The following is a 26,116-nucleotide window of genomic DNA, read 5'->3' on the forward strand; positions in this document are numbered from 1 at the left end:
AGGTTGAATTTCAGGCTTTGCGACCGAGCATTCGCGTCAGGGTCGCATCACGATCGATAAAGTGGTGCTTCAATGCTGCCAACGCATGGAGACCGGAAAAAATTACCAGCGCCCACGCCAGCCAGAGATGAATCACCCCAGCGGTATCTGCCTGATCCGGTAGCCCGGAGAGCAGTGCAGGAACTTCAAACAGGCCAAACACCGGGATCCCGACACCGTCTGCGGTGGAAATCAGGTAACCGGCAATCATCACAGCGAACAGCGCGAGATACAGAAACCCGTGGCCGAATTTGGCACCGATACGGGTCATGCGGCTGTAGCTTTGCAGCGTCGGCGGCGGTGGGCTGATAAAGCGCCACAGCACCCGCAACACCATCAGACCCAACAGCACCAGACCGATACTCTTGTGCAGATCCGGCGCTTCTTTGCGCCAGCTGCTGTAGTAATCCAGCCCGACCATCCACAAGCCCAGCGCGAACAGCCCGAAGACCACCAGCGCCACACCCCAGTGCATGAAGATGCTGACCCAACCATAGCGCGAAGAAGAGTTACGTAGCTGCATTGCCCAAATCCTGTGAGAACTGCGAACCAAGACTAGCGAGTTATCTATCGAATTAAAGCGGAAAATTTTGCTTTGAAATATCGAGAAATACGATCAAGAGTCTGGAAGTGGCGTGTTAAGGAAAGATTAAAGGAGGTTTTTCCGCACAGCGCTCGGGCCATGCTGCTCGATTCTCGCGGGCTGATCCGACGCTCCCCGGAGCAGGTGGCGATCACAGGAAGGTAGTCGCCAGAGAAATTCCCAATCGATAACTATGTATCGCTGATTGTACCTCTGCACCTGATCAAATGATGACTCAATCATTCTTTGAAAAGGTCAACAACATGGCTCTTCGTTACAGCCCCTTTCAAGCAAGTGGTACTTCCGAGTTACCGCCGAACCAGACCTTGACCCCAGACCAATATCTGCAATCCGAGAACGGTCGATTCCGCCTTATATTGCAGGGCGATGGAAATCTTGTGATCAAAGACGGTGAAACGGTAGTGTGGATTGCCGATAGCAATCAGCCTTACAGTTTAACTTTGCATCCAAAAAAGATGCGTGAGCCACTGCAGTTTGTCATCAGCAACAACGGCTTTCTCTACAACCCTTCCCGACGGCGCTTGTGGATTGCTGAAAGCACGCACAGCCTCGACAAATCGCTCTGGCACAACACCTACATGACGATGCAGGACGACGGAAACCTGGTCATCTACGATCAGCGCAACGGGAATCTGCGCTGGGCCCGCTTCGGTTTTGTCCCCGGGCGCATTCGAAAACCCAAGCAACGATGGCTCCGAAAATTACCGAACGGCACGGAGTTCTTCAAATGGGACTTTTAATACGCCTGAGTTATTTTGATTGATTAGTTGGTGAAAACCGCCGGTGGCTGCAAGCAATCCGCGCTATATGGATCTATCTTGCATTGATGGGCAAGTTCAGCACCATAACCTCCAGGAAAGAAACGTCCATTGGCACAACCGGAAAGTGTCATCAACAGAACTATTGCCATTAGACTTTTCATCGAGCGCCTCCAATTTTTTCAAGCATAAAGTTGGAGATCCGGCACCCGCTATCGTTTCGTTCTGATTGTTTTGTGGGAAGTGTCCTGCGCAAAGGTAAGCCTTGAGACTGCACCGGGAAGGATTGAAGTGCGCGCTTCTGGCAAAAAAAAACGCGGCCCTCATGGCCGCGTTTTTATTGAAGCAAAGGCTTACTGCGCCTTGGTCTCAGTAGTGGCTGCCGGCTTGGCCGCTGGCTTCTTCGCCGGTTCGGCCTTTTTCGCTGCCGGTTTGGCCGGGGCCTTCTTCGCCTCGGTTTTAGCTGCAGGCTTCTTCGCCGCTGGCTTGGCCGCTGCTTTCTTCGCCGGTTCAGCTTTCACCGGGGTCGCTGGTTTCGGTGCTTCCACCGGAGCTGGCGCAGGTGCCGGGGTCGGCGCAGGCGCTGGAGCGACCGGTGCAGGAGCCGGCTCTGGCGCCTTCACAGGCTCAGGCTTCTTCTCGTCATCCGAACCGCCGAACAGATTAGTGAAGAAGTTGCCCTTCTTCGCCGCCACGGCACCCGCCGCGCCTGCCGCTGCTGCAGCCGGAACCACTTTGGCTGGCTCGAACGATTTGCCTGCCGCCAGATCTTCAACCTGACTGGCCGCACGCTGACCGGTGCGCAATGCGCCTTCCAGCGTGCCCGGGTACAAGGTGTCAGTGTGTTCGCCGGCGAACGTCACGCGTTGCAGCGGACGTTCCCACAGGCGCCAGAACTTGCTGATCTGCCCCGGGCCGTAAGCCAGGTAGGCGCCGCCCATCGACGGGTCGGTGCTGTAACGACGGATTTCATAACCGGTGAACGAGCCACGGGCCTGTGGATAAAACGCGTGCAGACGGATCAGCACCTGATCGACCATCTGTTTGTCGCCGAACGCCTGCATCACGCGGGCATTGTCGCCGGACAGGTTGATCACCACGTTGGCGCCGCCCTTCAGGGCAGGCTCGATCCAGAGCATGCCGAGACCGGTGTTGCTATAGATCTCGCCGGACATGCGCGCCTTGCTTTCCCACACCGGCGTCTTGAACTTCAGCATGATCTGGTCGCGCCAGCCGTAGTTGGTGCCCTTGATCGCGGCCAAGTGCTGAGCATCCAGCGCCGGGGTCAGGGCAATCTTGTTCAGTGCACGCAGCGGCACGGCCAACACCACGTAGTCAGCCTGATAGCCAACAGCGCCGACCTTGACAGTCACGCCGTCCTTGTCCTGAGTGATCGCCGACACCGGCGAATTGGTCTTGATCGTTTTGATCTGTTTGACGAACGCCTGTGCCAGCACCTGGCTGCCGCCGACCAGACGCGAAGCACGCAGGTCACGGTCGGAGATGCCGCGATAGACACGGTTCTGCTGAGCAAAGTACAGCAGCGAAAGGCGCGAAGGCTCGTCGTAGTGGGTGCGGATATCCTGGTTGATCAGCTGACGCGCGGTGGCCGGCAGGTTTTGCTTATCGAGCCAGCTCGATACGGTGATCTGGTCCAGCGCGTGCAGGGTGCTGGTCGCCGCCGGGTTTTGCGGATCGTCGATCGAACGCGCCAGATCGTCGAGGGTTTTCTGGTAGCGCTTCAAGGCATCAGCAGTGGCTGGCTGCTTGGTCGCCAGATCGGCGGCAGAGAAATACTCGCCGTCGATCAGGTAGCCCGGGGTACGCACGAATTCAGGGGCCGGCGTGGTGCCGAGCTTGAAGGTCGACACGTACTTGTTCAGCACCGGCTGGGTCTTGTCGTTGCCGATCCACTCGCTGGTGGCCATGCCCGAGCGTCCGCCCAGGCTCGGTTTGGCTTCCAGCAGGGTGACCTGCCAGCCTCTGTTTTGCAGCTCATAAGCGGCAGTCAGGCCCGAGAGGCCGCCGCCGATCACGATTGCAGTTTTATCCTTGGCCAGCGCTGTAACGCTGAACAGCCCCAACATCACCAGCGCACAGGCGCGCAGCCAACCGACAGACATTCAGCGAACTCCGGAAATACTCGTAGGAAAAAGCAGTTGTGCGGGTCAGACGACCCAAAGAACCGCGAAGAATACGTTAGCCATCAAAACGCCGCCAGCGACGTCTATCGGCTCATACAAAGTAGCTCAATCGACACAATGGGTTGTCCCCGCGCGACGCATTGCATAGGCTTGCGCGATTGTTTGCCCGCGCCTGTCGCGAGCCGCCTCGAGGAGACTGTAAATGGGCCTGAATAACCAGTGGATGCAACGCGACCTCGCGGTGTTGTGGCATCCCTGCACCCAGATGAAAGACCACGAACAGCTGCCGCTGATCCCGATCAAGCGCGGCGAAGGCGTCTGGCTCGAAGACTTCGAAGGCAAGCGCTACCTCGACGCCGTCAGCTCCTGGTGGGTCAACGTGTTCGGCCACGCCAACCCGCGCATCAATCAGGGCATCAAGGATCAGGTCGATCAACTGGAACACGTGATTCTGGCCGGCTTCAGCCATCAACCGGTGATCGAGTTGTCCGAGCGTCTGGTGAAGATGACGCCGGAAGGGCTGAACCGGGTGTTCTACGCCGATAACGGTTCGTCCTGCATCGAAGTCGCGTTGAAAATGAGCTTTCACTACTGGCTCAATCGCGGTCAACCGAACAAGAAGCGCTTCATCACTCTGACCAACAGCTACCACGGCGAAACCATGGCGGCGATGGCGGTCGGCGATGTGCCGTTGTTCACAGAGACCTACAAAGCGCTGCTGATGGACACCATCAAAGTGCCGAGCCCGGATTGCTACGGGCGCCCCGAAGGCATGAGCTGGGAAGAACACTCGCGCAATATGTTCGCCGCCATGGAACAGACCTTGGCAGAGCATCATGACAGCGTCGCGGCAGTGATCGTCGAGCCGTTGATTCAGGGCGCCGGTGGCATGCGCATGTATCACCCGGTGTATCTGAAGTTGCTGCGTGAAGCCTGCGACCGTTACGGCGTGCATTTGATCCTCGACGAAATCGCCGTTGGCTTTGGCCGCACCGGGACGATGTTTGCTTGTGAACAGGCTGGCATCCGTCCGGACTTCCTCTGCCTGTCGAAAGCCCTGACCGGCGGCTATCTGCCGCTGGCGGCGTGCCTGACCACCGACGAGGTTTACAGCGCTTTCTACGACGACTATCCAACCTTGCGTGCATTTCTCCATTCACACAGCTACACCGGCAACCCGCTGGCGTGCGCGGCGGCACTGGCAACGCTGGATATCTTCGAGCAGGACAACGTCATCGAGAACAACAAGGCGCTGGCCCAGCGCATGGCCTCGGCGACGGCGCATCTGGTCGATCACCCGAACGTGTCCGAAGTGCGTCAGACCGGCATGGTTCTGGCCATCGAGATGGTCAAGGATAAAGCCACGAAAGAGGCCTACCCTTGGCAGGAACGTCGTGGCTTGAAGGTGTTTCAGCATGCGCTGGAGCGTGGCGCGCTGCTGCGGCCGCTGGGCAGCGTGGTGTATTTCCTGCCGCCGTACGTGATCACCCCGGAGCAGATCGACTTCCTCGCCGAAGTCGCCAGCGAAGGCATCGACATTGCTACGCGTGACAGCGTCAGTGTGGCCGTGCCAAAAGACTTCCATCCCGGTTTCCGCGATCCGGGTTGATTCAAAATTTGTGGCGCCCGAACTACCGCTTTCGCGAGCAGGCTCGCTCCCACAGGGGAATGCATTTCAACTGTGGGAGCGAGCCTGCTCGCGAATGAAGTCGACACCGATCCACCTGATTCACATCTTTCCAGAGACCCGAAATGAGACTGTCCCGCTTCTTTATCGACGCCCCCCTGAGCACTGGCGAACACGAATTGCCGGAAGCCCAGGCGCATTACATCAGCCGCGTGCTGCGCATGGCCGAGGGCGATGCGGTGCAGTTGTTCGACGGTTCTGGCCATGAGTTTCGCGGCGCTCTGCTGGAAGTCGGCAAGAAGCGCGTGACCGTTCAGATCAATGAGCAATTCGCCGGTCAGGTCGAATCGCCGCTGCACATCCACCTAGGCCAGGGCCTGTCCCGTGGCGAGCGGATGGATTGGGCGATTCAGAAAGCCACCGAGCTGGGCGTGAATGAAATCACGCCGATCTTCAGTGACCGCTGCGAAGTCCGCCTCAAGGACGAACGCGCCGACAAACGCCTGCTGCACTGGCGTCAGGTGGCGATCAGCGCCTGCGAGCAGTGTGGTCGTTCGCGGGTGCCGGTGATTCATCCGCCGGTGTTGCTGGCGGACTGGATCAAGCAGACCGAAGCCGAGTTGAAGCTGGTGCTGCACCCGGTAGCGGAGCCGTTGGTGAGTCATGCCAAACCGGCGACTTTGGCGTTTCTGATCGGGCCTGAAGGCGGTTTGACTGACGCTGAAGTCGAGCAAGCCAAAGGCAACGGTTTCCACGCCGCTCGCCTCGGCCCACGCGTATTGCGTACCGAGACCGCGCCAGTGGTGGCACTGGCGGTGGCCCAGCAGCTTTGGGGGGATTTCTAAACCTTTTTGCCGGACTGATCGTTCCCACGCTCTGCGTGGGAATGCAGCCCGGGACGCAGAGCGTCCCATACGACGTGACGCAGAGCGTCACAGGAGGCGTTACCACGCAGAGCGTGGGAACGATCAGTCACAGGGGGATGGTGGCGTCTCTAGAGGACGTAAAACAAGATCGCGACAAAGTGCAGCAAACTCCCCGCGATCACAAACAGATGCCAGATCCCATGCGCATGCCGCAGCCGGTGATCCAAGGCAAAAAAGATAATCCCCACCGTATACAAAACCCCGCCCGACGCCAGCCAGGCAAACCCGGTAGTGCCCAGCGCCGCGATCAGCGGCTTGACCGCCACCAACACAATCCAGCCCATCACCGCGTAAATCACGATCGACAGAATCCGCGCTTCGGAACGCGGTTTGATCTCTTGCAGGATGCCGATCAACGCCAGCCCCCAGACAATCCCGAACAGCGTCCAGCCCCACGGCCCGCGCAGGGTGACCAGGCAGAACGGCGTATAACTGCCGGCAATCAACAGGTAGATTGAAAAGTGATCGACCTTCTTCATGATCGCTTTCTTGCGCCCGCGCACGCTGTGGTACACGGTCGAGGCGCTGTAGAGCACCAGCAAGGTAAACGCGTAAATCGCCACACTGACAATCTTCCACGGGCTGCCGTCCAGGCAGGCAATCACCAACATCCAGACGCCACCAATAAATGCCGCCACCGCCCCGACCAGATGGGTCCAGGCGTTCAATCGTTCTCCGTGATACATGTATTGCTTACCTCATATTCATTACCGCAGCGCGCAAGGCTCCGGCCTTGAGCGTAAAAGCGCAATCAAAAGATCGCAGCCTTCGGCAGCTCCTACCTTCGAACGCATTCCAATGTAGGAGCTGCCGAAGGCTGCGATCTTTTGATCTTCAAGGCACAATCGACGCATTCCAAAAAGAGTCCGCGCCATGCTGATCGACGAAGAATTGACCCTGAAAAAACTCGAGGTGTTCCTCGCCTTCATGCGCACCGGCAACCTCGCCCGTGCTGCTGCCGAGTTGCAGACCAGCAACGTCAGCGTGCACCGCGCGATTCACTCGCTGGAAAGCGCCCTGCGCTGCCCGCTGTTCAAACACGAAGGCCGCAATCTGACGCCGCTGGAAAGTGCCTATGTATTGGAGGAACGCGCGCAGAAGCTGATCAACGACGTTGTCGAAAGCGTGCGCCTGACCCGCGAAGCCGCCGGGTTCTCCGCCGAACGTTTCAAGCTTGGCTCGCTGTATTCACTGACCGTTAAAACCGTACCGCAACTGATCATGGGCCTGAAGATCCGCCGCAGCGAACTCAACATCGACCTGATCCTCGGCTCGAATATCGACCTGCTGTACAAGCTGAAGAACATGGAAGTCGACGCGATTCTGGTGTCGCTGGACGACAGCATCAACGACCCGGATTGCGAGCAGATTGCGCTGTTTTCCGACGATATCTTCCTCGCCACGCCGGCGGATTCAAAGTTCGCGCAACGCAGTGAAGTGGATCTGGCTGAAGTGCGCGATGAGACTTTCATCACCCTGACTCAGGGCTTTGCCACGCATCAGGACGGTAACCGGGTGTTCAAGCAGGCGGGGTTCGAGCCGAAGGTGGCGATGCAGGTGAATGACATCTTCACGCTGTTGAGCATGGTCAGCTCTGGGGTGGGTTACGCGTTGCTGCCGGGACGGATTGCGGCGGTGTATGAGAATCGGGTGAAGCTGATTCCGTTGCAGGAGAAGTACCGGTTGCAGCAGCACATTGGCGTGGTGTTTTTGAAGGCCAAGGAAAGGGACCCGAATTTGCTGGCGTTGCTGGCGGAGTGTCGGATGTATGCGAATCGGCAGGCTGGGGTTTAGATCAAGATCAAGAGCTACCCCCTCACCCCAGCCCTCTCCCCCAAGGGGTAGAGGGGGAAAGGGAGCAGATCTTCGTGGGTTTCAAGACCTGAGTTCGACTCAGGAATTTCAGGTCGGCGTACCTCCAACATCCAACTCGGTCAGTCCCCTCTCCCTCAAAGGGTAGAGGGGAAAGGGAGCAGATCGGGGGCTTTTCAGAACCTGAGTTCGACTCAGGAATTTCAGGTCGATGTATAACGCCAAAACAACGCGGTCAGTTCCCTCTCCCTCCGGGAGTGGGCTAGGGTGAGGGGCTCTTGATCTTCAGCCCACAATCCCACGAACGATGAAGAACAACAGCGATGGCCCAAGCAAACACCCCAGCCCGGTATGGAAAGTAGCGGTCAACGCCCCATAAGGCACCAACCGCCGATCCGTCGCCGCCAATCCAGCTGTAACGCCGCTGACAGTCCCGGCCAAGCCACCAAACACCATCGCCGAACGCGGGTTATCCAGGCCCATCCAGCGCGCCGCGACCGGCGTGCCGACCATCACCAGAATCGCCTTGATCAACCCGGTGGCAATCGACAGCGCCATCACATCCGAGGTCGCGCCAATCGCCGCACCGGTCACCGGCCCGACGATATAAGTCACCGCACCCGCGCCAATGGTGGTCATGCTCACCGCATCGCGATAACCGAACGCCCAGGCCATGCACGCGCCAACAATGAACGGCAGAATCGTGCCCAGCAGCAGCGCAATCACACCAATCATCCCGGCCTTCTTCGCCTCGGTCGCCTGCACTTCAAACGCCGTGGCCACAATCGCAAAGTCACGCAGCATCGCCCCGCCCATCAGGCCGATACCGGAGAACAACGTCAGATCCGCCAAGCCTTTCTGGCCACCGGTCATGGTGCCGCCGACCCACGCCAAAACCAGACCAATAACGATGGCAATCGCCGAGCCGTGAATGCGTCCGAACGTCAGGCGTTTGGACAGAACCACCGACACCCACATGATCACGCCGACAAAAGCGAATGCAGTGACCAGCCCGTTATGCTCCAGACCTTTCTCGATGAGATCCCACATATCAGCGACCTCCTACTGGCGTGCCGACCGGGGAGATTTCCGCCGGTTCATCAGGCAATGGCTCGCCTTTATGCGTGCGGCTGATCAAGGCAATCGTGCAGCCACAAACCACCACCGAACCGATCGCCGCCAGCACCGCCACCGGCCCGCCATGCAGCGCCGTGACGACGTTTTGTTGCGCAGCCATCGCCACCACCACAGGGATGTACATCGCGCCCCAGAAGCCGACGCCCATCTCGCACTCCTTGGTCATGCCGCCGCGCTTCTGCATCCACAACCGCGCGCAGATCAACAGGATCATGGCGATGCCGACCCCGCCGACATTGGATTTGACGCCCAACAACACGCCGAGCATGTCACCCATGATCACCCCTGCCAACGTACAGATCGCGAGCAGCGCCACACCGTAAATAATCATTGTTGTAGTCCTCAAAGTGCATCGTCGAATGTTGTTTTTGTTGTTCGAAGCTTGAGTCGGCGGTTTTAGAGTTGGCGGCTACCCTCCTCACGCAACAGCGCCTGCAAGGTGTCGAGACGCGCACTGTCGAAGGCAGTCACGGTGCCTTGCTCGAATACCCGGCGCGCCAGCCCGGTCAGCACCGCACCGGGCGGCAGTTCGATCTGTAAACGCACGCCGCGCTCGTAAGCGCTTTGCACAGTGCCGCGCCAATCCACCACGCGGCACATGTTGAAGGCGAGGTCGTCGCGCAGCGCTTCTACTTTGCTCACAGGACGTGCGCGACTGCCGCTCAGGTAGGCGATTTTCGGGGTTTTCAGTTCAACCTTGGCGAAGGCTTCGGCGAGGGTTTGCGCCGGTTTTTCCAGCAATGGGCAGTGCGACGGCACGCTCACTGCCAAACGTTTTGCCAGACCAGCGCCGCGACTGCGCGCCAGTTCGGCCACGGTTTGCATCGCCTTGTCGGAGCCAGCAATCACTACTTGGTTATCGGCGTTGATGTTGGCCAGATACACCGGCGAATCCTCGCTGTGCACCTGCGCCAGCAGCGTTTCGACTGTGGATAATTGCAGCCCGATGATCGCGGTCATGCCGTAGCCCTGTGGATAAGCCTGTTGCATCAACTCACCGCGCAGGCTGACCAGGTGCAACGCATCGCTGAAGCTCAAAGAACCGGCAACCACCGCTGCCGGGTAAGCGCCGATGGACAGACCGGCGACGTAATCCGCCGTGAGTCCGTCCTGCAACAACTGCCGTGAACCCGTGACGCCGGCGATCAGCAGGCATAGCTGAACTGCCCTTGTCGTGCGCAACGCTGCGCTGGAATCCAGCAGCGAGACATCTTCGCCGAGCACATCACTGGCCTCGACCAAGGTCTCGCGAGGCAAGCGCTGCAGCATGCCCGCTTGCTGCGCACCCTGGCCGGGGAACACCAGCAGACTGCTCACGCTGCCTGCTCCTGCGGGTTCCACGGGTCAGTCACCAAACAGGCCTGATACTCGTTTTTCAGCAGCACGCGCGCAGATCCGCTGGCCCATTCACGCAATGCCACAGCACCGAACGGCGTCTGCAACTGCATGTCGACCCGGCACACGGCCTGATCGAAAAGCTCCACGAGTTTGCGTGCCTGATTACGGGTGATCAGCTGCGGCGTACGCAGAATCAAATCGAGGTCACTGGCAGCGTGCATCGCTTTAGAACCACTGGCCAGTTCAAAGCCAACGCTGCCGCTGACTCCCCAGACCCAACCGCAATCGTCGAGCATCGGCCGCAGCTGTTTGAGCGCCTGCATGACCGGCAGATCGCGCTCGCTGTCGACGTGACACAGCGCTTCGGGACTGACGCGACAGGCAATCGAATCGACCGCCATAAACGCCGCCAACCGCTGCTCGCGCAACACACCGCGCACGCCGACCGCGACCAAACCTTCTGCACTCAACGCCCGCCGCACTACCACCGGTTGCCCGGCGGCCAATGACTCGACTGCCCACAGCGGCGCATCCGCCGGCAACTGCGCCGGGGTCATGCCCCAGAGCAGGTCGTGGGCCAGAGGCGTATTCACCACTGCGCCCTCAGCAGTTCGCGAACCTTGCTGGAAGCCGCACGATTCTTCGCGCCGAGGCGATTGCTCAGATCAGTACTGACGACATCGCCGATGGCTTGCTTCAGGCATTCGTTAACTCTCGAAAGATCCTCCACCGTCGGCTGTTCAATCTGCTGCACCGACAAGGTTTCCCAGAGCAATCCGAGGCTGGCATAACTGTCGATGTCATAAGCCATCGGCGGCACACTGGCGGCCAGCGCTTCCAGTTCTTCAACGCTGCGCAACGTCACCCGCGCCGCCGAAGCCTTGCCCATGGCATGCACCATCACGCCCGGATCACGCAGCGCGATCAAACGATTGGCCTGATAACCGTGAGCCAGAAACGCCCCGGACATCGCCTTACCGACCAACAACGCAATCACCGGATGCCCGGCCAGACGCGCACGGACATAACTGTCCGCCGCACCGGCCAGCGCCTGATGAATGCCGAGGGCCTCTTCGCGCCGACCGTAAGCCTGGCTCGGCACATCGACGATGGCGATGATCGGGCGTTTTTGCGCTTTATCACGATCAGCAGTGATCGCGTCATCCACAGCCTTGGCCAAGCCCCAGCCTTCGAGCAAGCCGACTTCGCCATTACGAGCACGCGGAAAACGATTGTCCGGATCAGCGACCACCGCGATAAAACGCCCCAGCTCACTGTCAGCAACCCTCAACGATGGCGGCAGCCCTTCGACCGCGACAGCGCCCGCGCTCAAGGCGTTGAACCAGTTCAAACCACGCAGCGAATAACCGCTCATGAGCGCTCTCCTTGATACAGATCGCGAACCACCGACGGTTCGATTTGCGGGTCAGTGTTCAGATTGCTCAGGCGTTGCAGAAACCATTCGGCGCGCTGGCTGCGCGGTTGCTTCGGCAAACCTTGCTGGAGCAATTCACCTACCTGCTGACGAATCTTCGCCACGTCATCGGCGACATACCGATCCACCAGACCACTGGCAAAACGCTGCTCGCCGCCAGTCAGGCTCCAGATGAATGGCCGGTCGCGAGAGTCGTATTCTTCAATACCAGCTTCCTGCTCAATCACCTGCGGCCCGTTCAAACCAAGGCGTGCTTCCTGAGTCACCAGCAAATAACTGCACAGCGCCGCCGCAATCGACATACCGCCGAAACACCCAACGCTACCCGCGACCACGCCGACCACCGGTTGGTACTGCTGCAAATCGACAATCGCCGCATGAATATCAGCAATTGCCGCCAGTCCGAGATTGGCTTCCTGCAAGCGCACACCACCGGTTTCCAGCAGCAACACCGCGCGGGTCGGAATGCCTTTGCGGTTGTCTTCAGCCGCCAGTTCCAGCGCGCCGGCAATCTTCGCCCCGCCGACTTCGCCAAGGCTGCCACCCTGAAACGCGCCTTCAATCGCGGCGATGACCACCGGCAAACCGTCGAGGCTGCCCTTGGCGATCACCACGCCGTCATCGGCCTGCGGCACCACGCCCTGGCGTTCAAGCCACGGCGACATCACCCGTTGAAACGGGTCGAGCAATTCACGAAAGCTGCCGGCATCGAGCAAGGCCTTCGCCCGTTGCCGCGCACCGAGTTCGACGAAGCTGTGTTTGTTGAGCAACGCGGCGCTGTCAGTCATGGCCGATCTCCTCGAAACCTTGTTCCAGACGCAAGCGCACCACCCCCGGCGTCGCACCGAAATCGTGGATATCGATGGCCATCGCCGGCGGCGTGGTGCCGTCGAACATCCGCGCAAACAGATGCTGCCAGCGCAGCTGCGCACCGTTGACCGAGGTTTGCACATTGATCGTCAGCTTGCCGGCCAGGCCTGGTTCGATCAGCACTTCCAGATCACCCGAACCGACACAACCGACCAGCGCACGACCGCGTGGCGGCTGCCCGGCGGGGAATTCAAACGATAGGGTTTCCATCAAAACGCTCCCTGAAGGATGCCGTCGCGCTCGATGCGATCGAGCAGCAGCGTGGCGGCGAGCAAGTCGGCGGCGCCACCGGGCGAGGCATTCAATGCGATGAGTTGTTGATCGAGTTCGTGCAAGCGGCGTCGACCGCTGAGGCTGGCGCTGCCACCGGCGTCGAGCACCGCTTGCGCGCCGTGTTGCATGGCCTGCAAACCCTCTTCGCCAGCGCGGTAGAGCACGCAGGTGTCGGCCAGATTCGTCATGATTGCGAGCAAGGCGTCGAGCCGGGCGTTCTGTTCGCCGCTTGCTTGGGCACGGCTGAGCTTGAGTTGCGGCAGACCGCGTTGCAGCACCGAAGGGAAGCCGAGTTGCGCTTCTTCACGAGCACCGCGTGCGCCGAAACGCAGGGCGACTTGGGCGCCGTGGCTCAACGGTTTGGGTGCGTAGCGGTCATCCAGCAAGGCCAGACGTGCGGCGCGCAGGGTGACGGCATTGGCGCTGGAGGATTGCGGTTCCAGTGCAGCGGCCGTCACCAACAATCCCAACGCCCAAATTGCACCACGATGCGTGTTCACGCCGTTGGTGGTCGCGAGCATCGATTGCTCACCTTCGCGACCGATGCGGCCAATCGCTTCGCGCAACGTTGAATCGACTTCGCCGATTGCAACTGCCGCTTCGGCCATTTCCTTGAACGCCGGCCACAACGACAGCGCCGAAGCGTGCATCAGACCCAGGTGCAAATCGGTGTGCGCGCCATTTCCGCGACGGTCGACCAGCGCCGGTTTCGGCGACAGATCGGCTTCGTCGATCAGCGCGTCCACCGCCAGATCGGCCAATCGATCAGCCAGAGAAAGCGGTTTCGCTTGCAGGTTAAATGCGTGCATTACCAGCTCCTGAATTTGGCGGGCGGGTTGTACAGGCCGCCGGACCACTCGACCAGATCGGCCACGCTCTTCGCCGCGAGCAGTTCGCGGGTGGCGTCGGTGCGGCGGATGCCGAGGTCTTCGGGCAAGGCGATCAGGCCTTCGCGGCGCATGCGTTCGGTGTCTTTCGGGTTGTGGCGCAGGCCGATGGCGGTGACGCCGGCGACCGCAGCGATCATCGCCTGGCGCTCTTCCAGCGAACGCGCCTTGTACAGATAGGCGATGCCTTCTTCGGTGAGCAGGTGGGTGACGTCGTCGCCGTAGATCATGATCGGCGCCAGCGGCATGCCGCTTTTCTTCGCCACTTCCACGGCGTCGAGGGTTTCGACGAAGGTCGGTTTGCCGCCCTCCTGGAAGGTCTCGACCATTTGCACCACAAGCTTTTTGCCGCGTTCGAGCATCGGTTGCTGCGAATCGTCATGACGCATATCCAGCCACGCCGCGGTGCCGTGACGCCGACCGCGCGGGTCGTGGCCCATGTTCGGTGCACCGCCGAAACCGGCAAGGCGGCCACGGGTCACGGTTGAGGAATGGCCATCGCCATCGACCTGCAACGTCGCGCCGATAAACAGGTCCACCGCGTATTGCCCGGCGAGTTGGCAGAACATCCGGTTGGAACGCAGCGAGCCGTCGCGGCCGGTGAAGAACACGTCCGGGCGCGCGGCGATGTAGTTTTCCATACCCAGTTCGGTGCCGAAACAATGCACGCTTTCGACCCAACCGCTCTCGATCGCCGGGATCAGCGTTGGGTGCGGGTTGAGCGTCCAGTTGCGGCAGATCTTGCCTTTGAGGCCGAGGGATTCGCCGTAGGTCGGCAGGATCAATTCGATAGCGGCGGTGTTGAAACCGATGCCGTGGTTGAGCGACTGCACATTGTGTTTTTCGTAGATGCCACGGATCGCCATCATCGCCATCAGCACGTGCACGGGCTTGATGTGCCGTGGGTCGCGGGTGAACAGCGGTTCGATGTAGAACGGCTTGTCGGCGACCACGACGAAATCGACCCACGACGCGGGAATGTCCACGCGCGGTAGCTCGCTGACGTCGTCGACCAATTGGTTGACCTGGACGATGACGATGCCGTCGCTGAAGGCGGCTGGTTCGATCAGCGCTGGGGTGTCTTCGGTGCTCGGCCCGGTGTAGATGTTGCCGGCGCGGTCGGCCATGAACCCGGCCGAGAGCACGACGTTGGGAATCAGGTCCACCACCAGCCGCGCATAGAGCTCGATGTAAGTGTGGATCGCGCCGACTTCCAGCAGGCCGTCTTCCAGCAACTGGCTGATTCGCAGGCTCTGGGTGCCGGCGAAGGAGAAATCCAGTTTGCGGGCGATGCCGCGTTCGAACAGGTCGAGGTGCTCGGAGCGGCCGACGCTGGGCATGATCATGTGCAGGTCGTGGAGCTTTTCCGGGTCGGCTTTGGCCAGCGAACGGGAGAGGAAATCCGCCTGCTTCTGGTTGTTGCCTTCCAGCACCACACGGTCGCCGGGGTGGATCAGCGCTTCGAGCGCGGCGACGATCTTGTCGGTGGGCAACACCACACCGTCGGCCAGCCCGCGCACCTTGTCGAGCCGGCGCTGCTTCTCATCGCGCCGCCGCGTCCAGCGCGAGTCGGGGGAAATTGTTGTTGTCATGCTCACTCCACGGGGTTCGCTGTCGTGGAGCTAAGGTAGGCGTGTGGGGTGGGGGCATCAATCAAGCGCGGTGGTGAATCGTTACGCTCAGGGTAACGATCAAGAGCCGCCCTCACCCTAGCCCTCTCCCGGAGGGAGAGGGGACTGATTGGGGGATATTCGGGAATTGCGCCGACCTGGGAGTGTTGCACTGAATCCGGAATTTACCAGGGTTACCAGATCCATAATCGACTGGGTATTTCAGGTCGATGTACAACGCCAGACACCTCGGTCGGCCCCCTCTCCCTCCGGGAGAGGGCTGGGGTGAGGGTTCAGCTTTTAAGTCACTCCGTCGACACCAACCTGTCCAACAAACGGTTAACAGCCATCTCCGCCACCATCACCACCTGCGCAATACCTTGCACAGTCTTGCGGTGCGTACCCTCCACCATTGCCGCATGGTTGTTAAGCATCACCGTGGCCGAGCCGAGGGTTTCACTGGCGTCGGCCAGCAGGGATTCGGTGTCGGCATTGGGGTTGGCCATGTACAGCGTGTTGGGGGTGTAAGGCGTGGCCATCAGGTCGGCGTTGGTCGGGCCGAGGTAATGGTCGAGGGCGCGTTCGGCGGCTTCGTGGAATTTCTTCGAATCGGGGGATTCGTAGGGGGATGCCGGGTCGGTGACCGGCGGGTTTGGCGTTACTTTGAACATTTACCAGATCCTCATTCGGGCTAGCCACCGCTTCCCTACTAAAAGAAGTGGAGGCAGCTGTGCGCAGGTTAGTAGACCGGGGATCTGGGAAACCGGCGCGCCGAAGCGCCCTGCGCACAACCACCATAAAGTGCAGGTATGGAGTACCTGACTGTCTGATGAGCTATACGCCCCAAATATGACGGGCTACTAAACCCGATCACTGGAAATCAGTGATGCGAATCAAGTTACGCAGCATGCCCAAGGCGCACAAGCCGGCGGATTCTGGTGCATGCGTAGGCAGCGGCGCAAGGATTTGTAGGCTAGGGAGCCGTAACACAGAGTGTCTTTAAACAGCTGAGCTAAAGGGTGTTTATTACTCACAGAGATTGAGGATTTGTCTGTCGGAATTCAGCGCTGCAACTGGCGCTTTCGCGAGCAGGCTCGCTCCCACAGGGGGGCTGTGTCGTCCGCAAAATCCGGGATCACTGGAGATCCATTGTGGGAGCGAGACTGCTCGCGAAGAGGCAAGCCGAAGCACCGCAAGTTCTGGATCAGCCCGCCGATGATCGTTCCCACGCTCTGCGTGGGAACGCCTCAACGGACGCTCTGCGTTCGGCTTTTTGGGACGCGGAGCGTCCCTGGCTGCATTCCTTTGCTGCGCGTGGGAACGATCAACCGTGACCAATGGATCAGTCAGTGGGCACCAACCTATCCAACAAACGATTGACCGCCATCTCCGCCACCATCACCACCTGCGCAATTCCTTGCACAGTCTTGCGGTGCGTACCTTCCACCATTGCCGCATGGTTGTTAAGCATCACCGTGGCCGACCCGAGGGTTTCGCTAGCATCAGCCAGCAGGGATTCGGTGTCGGCATGGGGGTTGGCCATGTACAGCGTGTTGGGGGTGTAAGGCGTGGCCATCAGATCGGCGTTGGTCGGGCCGAGGTAATGGTCGAGGGCGCGTTCGGCGGCTTCGTGGAATTTCTTGGAGTCGGGGGATTCGTAGGGGGATGCGGGATCTGCGAGCGGGGGGTTAGGCGTAGGTTTAATCATCTTCAGGTTCCGAAATTAAGCTGGAACCGCTTCTCTGCTAAAAGAAGGGGTGGCAGCTGAACGCAGGTTAGCAGACCGGGGAACCTAAGGAAGCCGGCGCGCCGAAGCGCCCTGCGCACAGCCGCCATCGAATGCAGGCGTTGAGCCTGACGATGATGTATGTGCACCCTTAGATTAACCACGGGCTGCTAAACCCGATCACTGGAAATCAGTGACGGAATCAAGTTACGCAGCCTGCCAAAGGCGCACAAGCCGGCGGATTCTGGTGCATGCGTAGGCAGCGGCGCAAGGATTTGTAGGCTAGGGAGCCGTAACACCGGGTGTCTTTAAACAGATGTGCCTGGATGCGTTTATTGCGCTGCGGGGATTGAGGATTTGTCTGTCGGATTTTGGTGGATGCCGCAGGCGCTATCGCGAGCAGGCTCACTCCTACAGGGGAATGCATTCCAAATGTAGGAGTGAGCCTGCTCGCGATGAGGCCAGTCAGGCCAATGAAAATTCTGAATCAGTGGATCAGCCCAGCATCCACCAACAACTTCTCCAACCCAAGCAAATCCGGCACCTTCGCCACCTGCTCCCCGACCTGCACCGCTGCCTGCTCCAGCGAACACAACGGCACATCGACATAACTCAACTGACTGTCGAGCTTGTACGACCGCGGAATCCCCTGCACCAGCAGGGCAATGAACTTCAGCTCCGGCAACCCGCCCAGCGCATTCAAAATCACGATCCGCGCGCGCTCGCCAATGACGATTTTCTGCCCGCACGCCGATTCAAAACTCAGCAACGGAATCTGCCGCTCGCGCCACTTCACGCGCCCCAGGTACCACGGCGGCGTGTCCAGATCGAAGGCGCTGGCCTGGTAATCAATCAACTCAGCGACAGCGACGTTAGGCAGGATCAAATTACGATCCGCCAACGGCAGCAGCAACCCGGTCAGTTGGCTGCTGCGCTGATTGTGCCGGCGCTCATGCATGTTTCTTGCTCCACTGGGCAATGCTTTCAAGCAGCACCGACTCTTGATACGGCTTGCCGAGGTAGTCGTTAACGCCGATGGCCATCGCGCGGTCGCGGTGTTTCTGCCCGGTGCGCGAAGTGATCATGATGATCGGCAGGTGTTGCAGGCGTTCGTCATTGCGCACCTGGGTGGCGACTTCGAAGCCGTCCATGCGCGGCATTTCGATGTCGAGCAGCATCAGGTCGGGCATGTGTTCTTCCAGGAGCAGCATGGCGTCGACACCGTCCTTGGCGGTCAGCACGTTCATGCCGTGGCGTTCGAGCAAACGGCTGGTGACCTTGCGCACGGTGACCGAGTCGTCGACCACCATCACCAGCAGCGGTTTGTGCGGTTCGCTGTCGATCTCCGGCAGCGTCGGCGCCTGCACAACCCGCGCCTGCATCGCCCGAATCGGCGCGAGCAGATCGAGAATCAGCACCACCCGGCCATCGCCGAGAATCGTCGCCCCGGACACGCCCTGCACCGCCGCGAATTGCGCGCCAAGGCTTTTGACCACGATCTCGCGGGTGCCGGCCATGGTATCCACCAGCACGGCGATGCGCCGGTCGTTGTAGTGCACCAGCAGCACCGGCAACGGCAGGTTCTGCCCCAGCAGTTTCGGTCGTGGCGCGGTTTTCAGCAGTTCGCCGAGGTAGCACAGTTCATAGGTCTGGCCGCCGTACTGATAGCGCGGCGGATCAACCCGGAAGTAAGCTTCCAGATCATTCGGCAACACGCGGACGATGCCTTCGATGGTGTTCAGCGGAATCGCATATTGATCCTCGCCACACTGCACCATCAACGCGCGGTTGACCGACACGGTGAACGGCAGCCGAATGCGGAAATGCACGCCCTGCCCCGGCACCGAGTCGATGCTCATGCTGCCGCCGAGTTGCCGCACTTCTTCGTGCACCACGTCCATGCCGACGCCACGTCCGGAAATCTGCGTGATTTTTTCGGCGGTCGAGAATCCCGGCTGGAGGATGAACTGCAACACGTCGCGGTCGCTGATCTCGGCATTCGGTGCGAGCAATCCACGCTTGATTGCTTTGCGCCGCACGGCTTCCAGCGGCACCCCGGCACCGTCATCGCGAATGTCGAAAACGATGTCACCGCCCTCGCGCGACAGATCGAGGCTGATCTGACCTTGCGCCGGTTTACCCGCCGCCAGCCGCACTTCGGCGGACTCCAGACCGTGGTCGACGGCGTTGCGCAGCATGTGTTCCAGCGGCGCGGCCATGCGTTCGAGGACGTTGCGATCCATCTCGCCTTCAGCGTTGCCAATGACGAAGGCGACGTCTTTGTTCAGCTCTTCAGCGACCTGACGGACGATGCGTTTGAGGCGCGGCAACATGCGCTCGAACGGCACCATGCGCGTGCGCATCAGGCCTTCCTGCAATTCGGTGTTGATGCGGCCCTGTTGCTGCAACAGGTTCTCGGCGTCGTGATTGCGGCGGTCGAGGGTTTCCTTGAGATCGAGCAAGTCGGAGGCGGATTCGAACAGCGCCCGCGACAGTTGCTGCAACTGCGAATGGCGATCCATTTCCAACGGATCGAATTCTTCGTAGCCGAGGCGTTCGGCATCGACTTGCTGACGGCTGAGAATCCGCCCCTGAGTTTCAGTGTCGAGACGGCGCAACTGATCGCGCATCCGTTCGATGGTGGTTTCCATCTCGTTCAGCGCGATCTGTGCGTCGTTGACCTGCTGTTCGATACGGCCACGGAAAATCGAGGTTTCACCGGCCAGATTGACCAGTTCATCAAGCAGTTCGGCGGAGACCTTGACCATGTCCGCGCCAGCGTCGGCAGCCGGCGGCGCCGCGTCAGTCTTGACCGGCACAGGTAGCACTGGCGGCGTTTCTACCGTCACCGGATGGCTGAAATTCTGGATCGCGTTGATCAGCCGATCGGCCGGTGGGCACGGTTGCCCGGCGCGCACGCCATCGAGCATTTGCGCCAAGCGATCATGCCCGCGCTGCACCAGCGCAAACAGCTCCGCCGACGGCTGCAAAGCGCCGCTGGAAAGACTTTCGTAAAGGTATTCCAGCTCATGGGCGAGGTCGCCGATCGGGCCGATCTCGACCATCCGCGCGCCGCCCTTGAGGGTGTGCAGATCGCGCAGCAGGGTTTCCACTTCCTGACGATTGCCCGGCTCCGCCTGCCAGCGCAGCAGCGCGGCGCCAGAGTTTTCGATGATGTCGAAACCTTCTTCGAGGAAGATCTCCATCAGCTCCGGGTCGTGGCCAGCGCTGTCGTGCTCGGCTATTGCTGGCGGCGCTTCGGCGACACTGTGGCCCTGACGTAGCTGACGAATCGTGTCGATCAGATCCTGCGCCGGGGTCAGCGGCTGATGGTTTTGCAACTGATCAAGCATCAACGCCAAGCGGTCATGGCTCTTGAGCAGCAAACGCCCCAGGCTTTCGCTGTAGTGGTAGCGACGATCGACCAAGCCTTCGTAAAGGCTTTCCAGCTCCTGGGCCAGATCGCCAATGGCCTCGACTTCAGCCATCCGCGCGCCGCCCTTGAGCGTATGCAAATCCCGTTGCAACGAGGACAGTGGCGCTGTGTTGTCCGGGTCGCTGAGCCAGCGCTGCAAGGCTTGGCCTGAGCTGTCGAGAATGTCCACGGCCTCTTCAAGGAAGATCTCGACGATCTCGTCATCGGGCTCAAGCGCGGTTGCCTTTTGCTGCAACTCGGCGGTGGCGCTGCCCAGTTCACGGATGCTCAAGGTGCGGCTGCCATCGCTGCGAATAAGGCCCATCGACGACGGGTCGAGACTCTCATCGAGCAGATCATGCAAGGCACGAATCCGCTCTGGCTGTGGCGTGACTTCCTGCCCGGCAGCCAGTTCGTCGAGCATGTTGATCAGTGCTTCGTGGGCGTTCTGCGCTTCGCGGAAAAACTGTTCGCTGACCGCCAGACTGCTTTCTTCCACCGCGCCATACAGGTCGAGCAAGGCTTCGCACAACACATCGACTGGCAGCAGATCGGCCAGATGCGCGCCTTCGCCAAGGGTGGTCAGCTCATCCAGCAGCGCGCTGAGTTCCTGACGCTCGCCGGGGTGTTGCTGCCAGCGCTGCAACAGGCTCTCCGCATCGAGCAGGATGTCCATGCCCTGGGCGAGGAAGTTATTGATCAGTTGCGGATCGCGCTTGATCCGCAGGCCGGTATTGGGCGCATCGAGGATCGACGCCAGACGCTCGGCGAGCAGGGTTTCCGAGCGCTTGATCAGCGACTGCGCACCGACAATCGGCGCCAGCGGATCGTGCTTGAGCTGACGCAGGCCGACGCGGAACAGGCCCTCGGCTTCGAGCAGCAACTCCACTTCGTCGAGGTCCAGCGGCAACTGGTGCGCCTTGAACTCGCGGGCCAGTTGATCGAGCGGTGCAGCGAGTTCGGCAATCGGCAATACGCCGGCCATCGAGGCGCTGCCCTTGAGCGTGTGCAAGGCGCGCTGCAACTCGTCGCTGGCTTGCAACGGTACGTGTTCGGCGGCCTGATCGAGAAAACGGTTGAGGCTGGCGAGGTGCGTTTCGGCTTCGTTGCGGAAGATCTCCAGCAACAACGGATCGAGCGCCGCCACATCGTCGACGTCTTCGGCCGCCAGTGGTTCGTCACCCTTGGCCAAGGCATGTGCGCGGGCAGCAAGTTGGTCGACATCGCTGCGTTGACGCTGACTATTGGTGGCGAACTCGTTGATCAACTCGGGCAGCAACAGCACCGTTTCGGTGAGCAGTTGCTGCACCACTGAGCCGGGTTCGACGCTTTGTTCGAGCACGCGGTTGAGCAGGTTTTCCACCGCCCAGGCCAGCTCGCCGAGGATCAGCGCACGGACCATGCGCCCGCTGCCCTTCAAAGTGTGGAAGGCGCGACGCAGTTCAGTCAGCGCGTCGCGATCCTGCGGATTGGCGGTCCAGCGCGGCAGGTATTCGTGGAGGACTTCGAGGACTTCGTCGGTCTCTTCGAGGAACACTTCGCGCAATTCGTCGTCGACCGGTTCTTCATCGGCCGGTGGCGGCATCAGGCTGCCGGGGGTGATCAGCGCTGGCGGGTTAACCGCAGAAACCGGGCTGGCCAGAACGTCGGCCAGCGACTGTACGGTTTCCGGATCATCGAGCGCCTGCATGTCCTGCATCACCAGCGCTTCGCTGGGGCTAAGCACGTCTTCGAGCACGGGCACATGCGGCTCATTTGGAAAGAAACCCAGACTCGCAAGAGACTTCTGCGCGACATCCAGCAACTGCTCGCTCGGCGCCTGCGGATCGTCGCTCAGACGTTCGAGGTAATACTCGAGGCTGCTGATGACATCGGCCAGATGATCAAGTTGTTCCCAGCCCGGCTCATGCGGATCATGCAGCAAATGCTCGCGGATAAAACCGTTGCAGGCTTCGACCAGACTCGCCGCCCGGTTCAACGGAATCATCGCCAGCGCACCGCGCACCTGAGTCAGCAGCGCCGGCAGCGGTTGCAGGTGCTGGCGATCCCAATCGGCGTCGATGTAGTCGACGATCATGTCCTTGGCCTGTTGCAGGCAGATGCGTGCTTCCTTGATGACGATCTGATGGATCTGCGTCAGGTCGGTGGTCGGCAGGCGCGAATCTTCCGGTCTTTCCGGCTCGACGGTGCCGACCATTCCGGCCAGTGTCGCTTCGACGTAAAGCAGCGCACCGGCAACGTCCATCAGGATCGCGTCATTCGGTTCGCGCTGGCCTTGGGCAAGGCTGAGCACCACGGCCAATTGATCGATGATGACTTTGCGCGGTTGGCCAAAACCGAGCACGGCCAACGTGTCGGCGATTTGCCGCAGCGGTGCCAGCAAGCTCTCCAGATCCGAGGTGTGCTGGCGGTCGCTGCGCACGAACAGGTCGAGGCGTTCCTTGACCCGCACCAGCTCTTCGCACAGCGCCGCCAGCACCGAGCGCATCGCATCGCGGTCGGGGCCGGCCAGGCGCGCGCGTTCTTCGTCGACCATCGCGCTGTCGGGCAACGCGTCGTCCAGCGAGTAGCGATCTTTCATGGTCAGCATCTGCCCGGTGGGATGTTCGGCTTTGGCAATATAGAACAACAGGCTTTTCAGCAGCTCCGCCGGGGGCGCTTGGTTGAGGCCAGTCATGCCTTGCTCGAGCAAGCGCTTGAGCTCTTTGTCGGCGTCCTTGAACAGGCTACGCAGCGCCGGGCTGTTGGCAATCACGCCTTCGCGCATGCCTTCGACCAGCGCCGAAGCGACTTGCCACAACGGGCTCAGGGGCGCATCGCCGCTCAGCGCTTCGAGGCGGGTGAAGACTTTCGCCAGATACCCGAGGTGGGTCTGGTCATCCTGCTCGCGCAGCAAACCGACCAGGGCCATTTGCAGCATCTGCCGTAATTTGCGCAGCACGTTCGGCAGTTCTGCCGGTTCCAGCAGTGCCAGCGCTTGCGCGTTCAATGGCGCCAGCTCGGGCAGTTGCGGGCTGAACAGACTGGTTTCCGAGAGCAGGCTTTCGCCACGGGCGCTGCGCAGATCGTTGATCAGCGGCAACACCACCAGCGGCAAATCACGTCGGGCGCTCTGCACGCGGTCGAGGTAGATCGGCAATTGCCCGAGGGCTTGCAGTAACAGGTGCAGCGCTTCGTCGCGATGGCTGACGCGCTCGTGCTGCAAGGCTTCGACCAGATGTTCCATTTCTTCGGCGAGCAACGCTGCGCCGTAGAACTCGACCATCTGCAGGCTGCCGTGGACCTGATGGATGTATGCCAGGCACTCGTCCAGCCCCGGGAAGGCCTGCGGATCGTCGAGCACGGCTTCAATCGCCTGATGCGCCTGTCTCAGCGTTTCGGCAATTTCGCCTTTGACCCATTCGAGGGCCACGTAGTCATGCCGGTCACCCATAACCGCTCCGATCACACTTTTTCCGCCGCCGGCAAGGTGAAGCCGGACACCGAACGGCGTAACTGACTGGCCATTTTCGCCAGGTTACCGATGCTTTCCGCAGTGGCCGTGGAGCCGGACGAGGTCTGCGAGGTGATCTGCTGGATCACGTTCATCGTCAGGGAAATCTGCCCGGCCGAGGACGTCTGCTGCTGCGCGGCGTTGGAGATGCTTTGAATCAGCGCCGCGAGGGTCTTCGATACGCCTTCGATTTCTTCCAGGGCCACACCGGCATCCTGCGCCAGTCGCGCGCCGCGCACCACTTCGGTGGTGGTTTGCTCCATGGAAATCACGGCTTCATTGGTGTCGGTCTGAATCGCCCGCACCAGCGTTTCGATCTGCCGGGTAGCAGCGGACGAGCGTTCGGCCAGTCGCTGCACTTCGTCGGCGACCACGGCAAAACCGCGCCCGGCATCACCGGCCATCGACGCCTGAATTGCCGCATTGAGGGCGAGGATGTTGGTCTGGTCGGCAATGTCGTCGATCAGGCTGACGATGTCGCCGATTTCCTGCGACGACTCGCCGAGACGCTTGATGCGTTTGGCGGTGTCCTGGATCTGTTCGCGAATGTTGTCCATGCCGTGGATGGTGTTGTGCACCACCTCGTTGCCCTTGTTGGCGATTTCCACGGAGCGCTCGGCTACCGCTGAAGACTCGGCGGCGTTGGCCGAGACCTGATCGATGGATTCGGCCATGTCACTGATCGCCGTCGACGCTTCGGAAATCTGCTGGGCCTGATGCTCCGAGGCCTGGGCCAGATGCATGGCGGTGGCCTGGGTTTCCTGCACCGCTGCGGCGACCTGGCCGGCGGTGAGGTTGATGGTCGCAACCAGATCGCGCAGTTGGTCGACGGAGTAGTTGATCGAGTCGGCGATGGTACCGGTGAAGTCTTCGGTCACCGAGGCGGTCACGGTAAGGTCACCATCGGCGAGGTCTTCGATTTCATCGAGCAGGCGCATGATCGCGTTCTGATTGCGCTCGTTCTTCTCGGCGGTTTCACGCAACTGACGATTGGTTTCCCGGACCATCACCAGACCGATAAGGATGATCGAGGCCAGCGCCAGCAAACCGAGGACGTAGCCACCGATGGTGTCGGTATTGCGTCCGCCGGCAAGGTTTTCGAAGCGAGTCGCCAGGTGCGAGGCTTCGTCGAGCAGGGTTTGCGAGAGGCTGAAGATGTTGCTCGCCGATTCACGAACCTTGAACAGCTCCGGCGAGGTTTCGAGGATTTCATCGACGGAGCCGGAGACAAACTGGAACAGCTCGGAGATTTCGCTCAAACGCGCACGAGCGTCGCGGTCTTCGACCTGGCTGATTTTCAGCGCCGGGTTACCTTGCAGCATGCCGTTGAGCACTTGGCCGAAACGGGTGGCGTCGCGGCCGAAGGCATCGGCGGCTTGCTGGGAGTTTTCGTCGCCGGCGAGCACGGTGTTGACCGCGCCGAGAATGCGTTCGGCCAGCAGCGACTGACGCTGGGCCATCGCTACTTGCGCGGCCGGGGCACCACGCTGGAGGAGGATTTCGACGACTTTTTCGTATTCGATCTGCAACTGCGGCACGGTTTCGGCCAGGGTCGCGGCGACCTGATGCAACGACAGCACGGTCTGTTCGCTGGAGAGGATGGCGTCGGTGTTTTTCAGCAGGCGCTCCCAATCCAGCTGCACGGCACGCATTTCCGGGCGCACGGTGGCGGGTGCCGGCGGCAGGCCGGTGGCCGGGTCGCCTTTTTTCAGGTAACCCCAGCGCTGGGCGAAATCGTTGCGCGCATCGCTGAGCAACTTGAACGCGGCCGCCTTGCCGGCGGCGGCTTCGGTAGCGTTTTTGGCAATGCGTTGCGAGAGCACGCGCAGCTCACCGGCGTGGCCGATGTACTGTTTGTCGTAGTTCGCCTGGGTGTTGAGGTAAGCGAAGTTGGCGAACAGCAGCATGATGAACACGATCAGTGCGATGAACAGCACGATGATCTGCGAGCGACTGCGCGATCCTTCCGCTGGCTTGCCTGTTTTTGCTTTTGTCATCGGTCCTCGCCCTTAACCCAAACCT

At 60.6% G+C, this 26,116-nt stretch carries 21 protein-coding genes; 4 read left to right on the top strand and 17 right to left on the bottom strand.

Annotated elements, in window-relative coordinates; all coding sequences use genetic code 11:
- Positions 1-10: 10 nt before the first annotated feature.
- Positions 11-562 (bottom strand): cytochrome b, encoded by a 552-nt coding sequence (locus tag CCX46_RS28455; protein WP_127930089.1) that lies wholly within the window; start codon positions 560-562, stop codon positions 11-13.
- Positions 563-885: 323 nt separating this feature from the next.
- Between CCX46_RS28455 and CCX46_RS28460 the strand changes: the two genes are divergently transcribed.
- The gene (locus CCX46_RS28460; protein ID WP_127930090.1) at positions 886-1,383 is read left to right on the top strand and encodes a hypothetical protein; all 498 of its coding nucleotides are present in this window, start codon (positions 886-888) and stop codon (positions 1,381-1,383) included.
- Positions 1,384-1,754: 371 nt separating this feature from the next.
- On the opposite strand, the gene CCX46_RS28465 is transcribed toward CCX46_RS28460, so the two are convergent.
- Entirely contained in the window at positions 1,755-3,524 is a 1,770-nt protein-coding gene (locus CCX46_RS28465; protein ID WP_127930091.1) for a flavin monoamine oxidase family protein, read from the bottom strand.
- Positions 3,525-3,747: 223 nt separating this feature from the next.
- On the opposite strand from CCX46_RS28465, the gene CCX46_RS28470 reads away from it, so the two are divergent.
- Positions 3,748-5,154, top strand: a complete 1,407-nt coding sequence (locus tag CCX46_RS28470) for an adenosylmethionine--8-amino-7-oxononanoate transaminase (protein WP_127930092.1) — start codon at positions 3,748-3,750, stop codon at positions 5,152-5,154.
- A 143-nt stretch (positions 5,155-5,297) separates the two neighbouring features.
- Positions 5,298-6,017, top strand: a complete 720-nt coding sequence (locus tag CCX46_RS28475) for a 16S rRNA (uracil(1498)-N(3))-methyltransferase (protein ID WP_127930093.1) — start codon at positions 5,298-5,300, stop codon at positions 6,015-6,017.
- Between the two features lie 149 nt (positions 6,018-6,166).
- On the opposite strand, the gene trhA is transcribed toward CCX46_RS28475, so the two are convergent.
- On the bottom strand, positions 6,167-6,784 hold the full coding sequence (gene trhA, locus CCX46_RS28480) for a PAQR family membrane homeostasis protein TrhA (protein WP_038358773.1): 618 nt from the start codon (positions 6,782-6,784) through the stop codon (positions 6,167-6,169).
- A 187-nt stretch (positions 6,785-6,971) separates the two neighbouring features.
- On the opposite strand from trhA, the gene CCX46_RS28485 reads away from it, so the two are divergent.
- Positions 6,972-7,892, top strand: a complete 921-nt coding sequence (locus CCX46_RS28485; RefSeq protein WP_034153639.1) for a LysR family transcriptional regulator — start codon at positions 6,972-6,974, stop codon at positions 7,890-7,892.
- A gap of 303 nt (positions 7,893-8,195) precedes the next feature.
- On the opposite strand, the gene madM is transcribed toward CCX46_RS28485, so the two are convergent.
- The 14 genes from madM to CCX46_RS28555 form a co-directional block, all read right to left on the bottom strand.
- Positions 8,196-8,960, bottom strand: coding sequence for a malonate transporter subunit MadM (gene madM, locus CCX46_RS28490; protein ID WP_064388097.1), 765 nt, complete (start codon positions 8,958-8,960; stop codon positions 8,196-8,198).
- Position 8,961: 1 nt separating this feature from the next.
- Entirely contained in the window at positions 8,962-9,378 is a 417-nt protein-coding gene (gene madL, locus CCX46_RS28495) for a malonate transporter subunit MadL (protein WP_038358777.1), read from the bottom strand.
- Between the two features lie 65 nt (positions 9,379-9,443).
- Entirely contained in the window at positions 9,444-10,364 is a 921-nt protein-coding gene (gene mdcH / locus CCX46_RS28500; RefSeq protein ID WP_127930094.1) for a malonate decarboxylase subunit epsilon, read from the bottom strand.
- Positions 10,361-10,981: a malonate decarboxylase holo-ACP synthase gene (locus CCX46_RS28505; RefSeq protein ID WP_127930095.1), complete on the bottom strand. Its 621-nt coding sequence runs from the start codon at positions 10,979-10,981 to the stop codon at positions 10,361-10,363. The genes mdcH and CCX46_RS28505 overlap by 4 nt, the downstream gene beginning before the upstream one ends.
- Positions 10,975-11,760 carry a biotin-independent malonate decarboxylase subunit gamma gene (mdcE, locus tag CCX46_RS28510; RefSeq protein ID WP_127930096.1) on the bottom strand — a complete coding sequence of 262 codons (786 nt, stop codon included), beginning with the start codon at positions 11,758-11,760 and terminating at the stop codon, positions 10,975-10,977. Before mdcE ends, CCX46_RS28505 begins: the two co-directional genes overlap by 7 nt.
- The gene (locus tag CCX46_RS28515) at positions 11,757-12,608 is read right to left on the bottom strand and encodes a biotin-independent malonate decarboxylase subunit beta (protein ID WP_127930097.1); all 852 of its coding nucleotides are present in this window, start codon (positions 12,606-12,608) and stop codon (positions 11,757-11,759) included. The genes mdcE and CCX46_RS28515 overlap by 4 nt, the downstream gene beginning before the upstream one ends.
- On the bottom strand, positions 12,601-12,900 hold the full coding sequence (locus CCX46_RS28520) for a malonate decarboxylase subunit delta (protein WP_007913697.1): 300 nt from the start codon (positions 12,898-12,900) through the stop codon (positions 12,601-12,603). The genes CCX46_RS28515 and CCX46_RS28520 overlap by 8 nt, the downstream gene beginning before the upstream one ends.
- Positions 12,900-13,772: a triphosphoribosyl-dephospho-CoA synthase gene (locus CCX46_RS28525; RefSeq protein WP_127930098.1), complete on the bottom strand. Its 873-nt coding sequence runs from the start codon at positions 13,770-13,772 to the stop codon at positions 12,900-12,902. Before CCX46_RS28525 ends, CCX46_RS28520 begins: the two co-directional genes overlap by 1 nt.
- Positions 13,772-15,442, bottom strand: a complete 1,671-nt coding sequence (gene mdcA, locus CCX46_RS28530) for a malonate decarboxylase subunit alpha (protein ID WP_127930099.1) — start codon at positions 15,440-15,442, stop codon at positions 13,772-13,774. Before mdcA ends, CCX46_RS28525 begins: the two co-directional genes overlap by 1 nt.
- Before the next feature lie 323 nt (positions 15,443-15,765).
- Positions 15,766-16,131: a DUF6124 family protein gene (locus CCX46_RS28535; protein ID WP_127930100.1), complete on the bottom strand. Its 366-nt coding sequence runs from the start codon at positions 16,129-16,131 to the stop codon at positions 15,766-15,768.
- Between the two features lie 671 nt (positions 16,132-16,802).
- The gene (locus CCX46_RS28540; RefSeq protein WP_127930101.1) at positions 16,803-17,168 is read right to left on the bottom strand and encodes a DUF6124 family protein; all 366 of its coding nucleotides are present in this window, start codon (positions 17,166-17,168) and stop codon (positions 16,803-16,805) included.
- 505 nt (positions 17,169-17,673) lie between these two features.
- Complete coding sequence (locus tag CCX46_RS28545; protein ID WP_127930102.1) at positions 17,674-18,144, bottom strand: chemotaxis protein CheW; 471 nt, start codon at positions 18,142-18,144, stop codon at positions 17,674-17,676.
- Positions 18,137-24,034 (bottom strand): Hpt domain-containing protein, encoded by a 5,898-nt coding sequence (locus tag CCX46_RS28550; protein WP_127930103.1) that lies wholly within the window; start codon positions 24,032-24,034, stop codon positions 18,137-18,139. The genes CCX46_RS28545 and CCX46_RS28550 overlap by 8 nt, the downstream gene beginning before the upstream one ends.
- An 11-nt stretch (positions 24,035-24,045) precedes the next feature.
- Positions 24,046-26,091: a methyl-accepting chemotaxis protein gene (locus CCX46_RS28555; protein WP_016985966.1), complete on the bottom strand. Its 2,046-nt coding sequence runs from the start codon at positions 26,089-26,091 to the stop codon at positions 24,046-24,048.
- Between the last annotated feature and the right edge of the window lie 25 nt (positions 26,092-26,116).

The organism is Pseudomonas sp. RU47, assembly GCF_004011755.1.
Taxonomy (GTDB): domain Bacteria; phylum Pseudomonadota; class Gammaproteobacteria; order Pseudomonadales; family Pseudomonadaceae; genus Aquipseudomonas.

Excerpts from the sequence above, each read along its gene's own strand:
- CCX46_RS28515 (WP_127930097.1), bottom strand. The coding sequence starts at position 12,608 with ATGACTGACAGCGCCGCGTTGCTCAACAAACACAGCTTCGTCGAACTC.
- CCX46_RS28545 (WP_127930102.1), bottom strand. The coding sequence starts at position 18,144 with ATGCATGAGCGCCGGCACAATCAGCGCAGCAGCCAACTGACCGGGTTG.
- madL (WP_038358777.1), bottom strand. The coding sequence starts at position 9,378 with ATGATTATTTACGGTGTGGCGCTGCTCGCGATCTGTACGTTGGCAGGG.
- mdcE (WP_127930096.1), bottom strand. The coding sequence starts at position 11,760 with ATGAGCGGTTATTCGCTGCGTGGTTTGAACTGGTTCAACGCCTTGAGC.
- CCX46_RS28540 (WP_127930101.1), bottom strand. The coding sequence starts at position 17,168 with ATGATTAAACCTACGCCTAACCCCCCGCTCGCAGATCCCGCATCCCCC.
- CCX46_RS28555 (WP_016985966.1), bottom strand. The coding sequence starts at position 26,091 with ATGACAAAAGCAAAAACAGGCAAGCCAGCGGAAGGATCGCGCAGTCGC.
- CCX46_RS28550 (WP_127930103.1), bottom strand. The coding sequence starts at position 24,034 with ATGGGTGACCGGCATGACTACGTGGCCCTCGAATGGGTCAAAGGCGAA.
- madM (WP_064388097.1), bottom strand. The coding sequence starts at position 8,960 with ATGTGGGATCTCATCGAGAAAGGTCTGGAGCATAACGGGCTGGTCACT.
- mdcA (WP_127930099.1), bottom strand. The coding sequence starts at position 15,442 with ATGACAACAACAATTTCCCCCGACTCGCGCTGGACGCGGCGGCGCGAT.
- CCX46_RS28455 (WP_127930089.1), bottom strand. The coding sequence starts at position 562 with ATGCAGCTACGTAACTCTTCTTCGCGCTATGGTTGGGTCAGCATCTTC.
- trhA (WP_038358773.1), bottom strand. The coding sequence starts at position 6,784 with ATGTATCACGGAGAACGATTGAACGCCTGGACCCATCTGGTCGGGGCG.
- CCX46_RS28485 (WP_034153639.1), top strand. The coding sequence starts at position 6,972 with ATGCTGATCGACGAAGAATTGACCCTGAAAAAACTCGAGGTGTTCCTC.
- CCX46_RS28460 (WP_127930090.1), top strand. The coding sequence starts at position 886 with ATGGCTCTTCGTTACAGCCCCTTTCAAGCAAGTGGTACTTCCGAGTTA.
- CCX46_RS28475 (WP_127930093.1), top strand. The coding sequence starts at position 5,298 with ATGAGACTGTCCCGCTTCTTTATCGACGCCCCCCTGAGCACTGGCGAA.
- CCX46_RS28520 (WP_007913697.1), bottom strand. The coding sequence starts at position 12,900 with ATGGAAACCCTATCGTTTGAATTCCCCGCCGGGCAGCCGCCACGCGGT.
- CCX46_RS28535 (WP_127930100.1), bottom strand. The coding sequence starts at position 16,131 with ATGTTCAAAGTAACGCCAAACCCGCCGGTCACCGACCCGGCATCCCCC.
- CCX46_RS28470 (WP_127930092.1), top strand. The coding sequence starts at position 3,748 with ATGGGCCTGAATAACCAGTGGATGCAACGCGACCTCGCGGTGTTGTGG.
- CCX46_RS28465 (WP_127930091.1), bottom strand. The coding sequence starts at position 3,524 with ATGTCTGTCGGTTGGCTGCGCGCCTGTGCGCTGGTGATGTTGGGGCTG.
- CCX46_RS28525 (WP_127930098.1), bottom strand. The coding sequence starts at position 13,772 with ATGCACGCATTTAACCTGCAAGCGAAACCGCTTTCTCTGGCTGATCGA.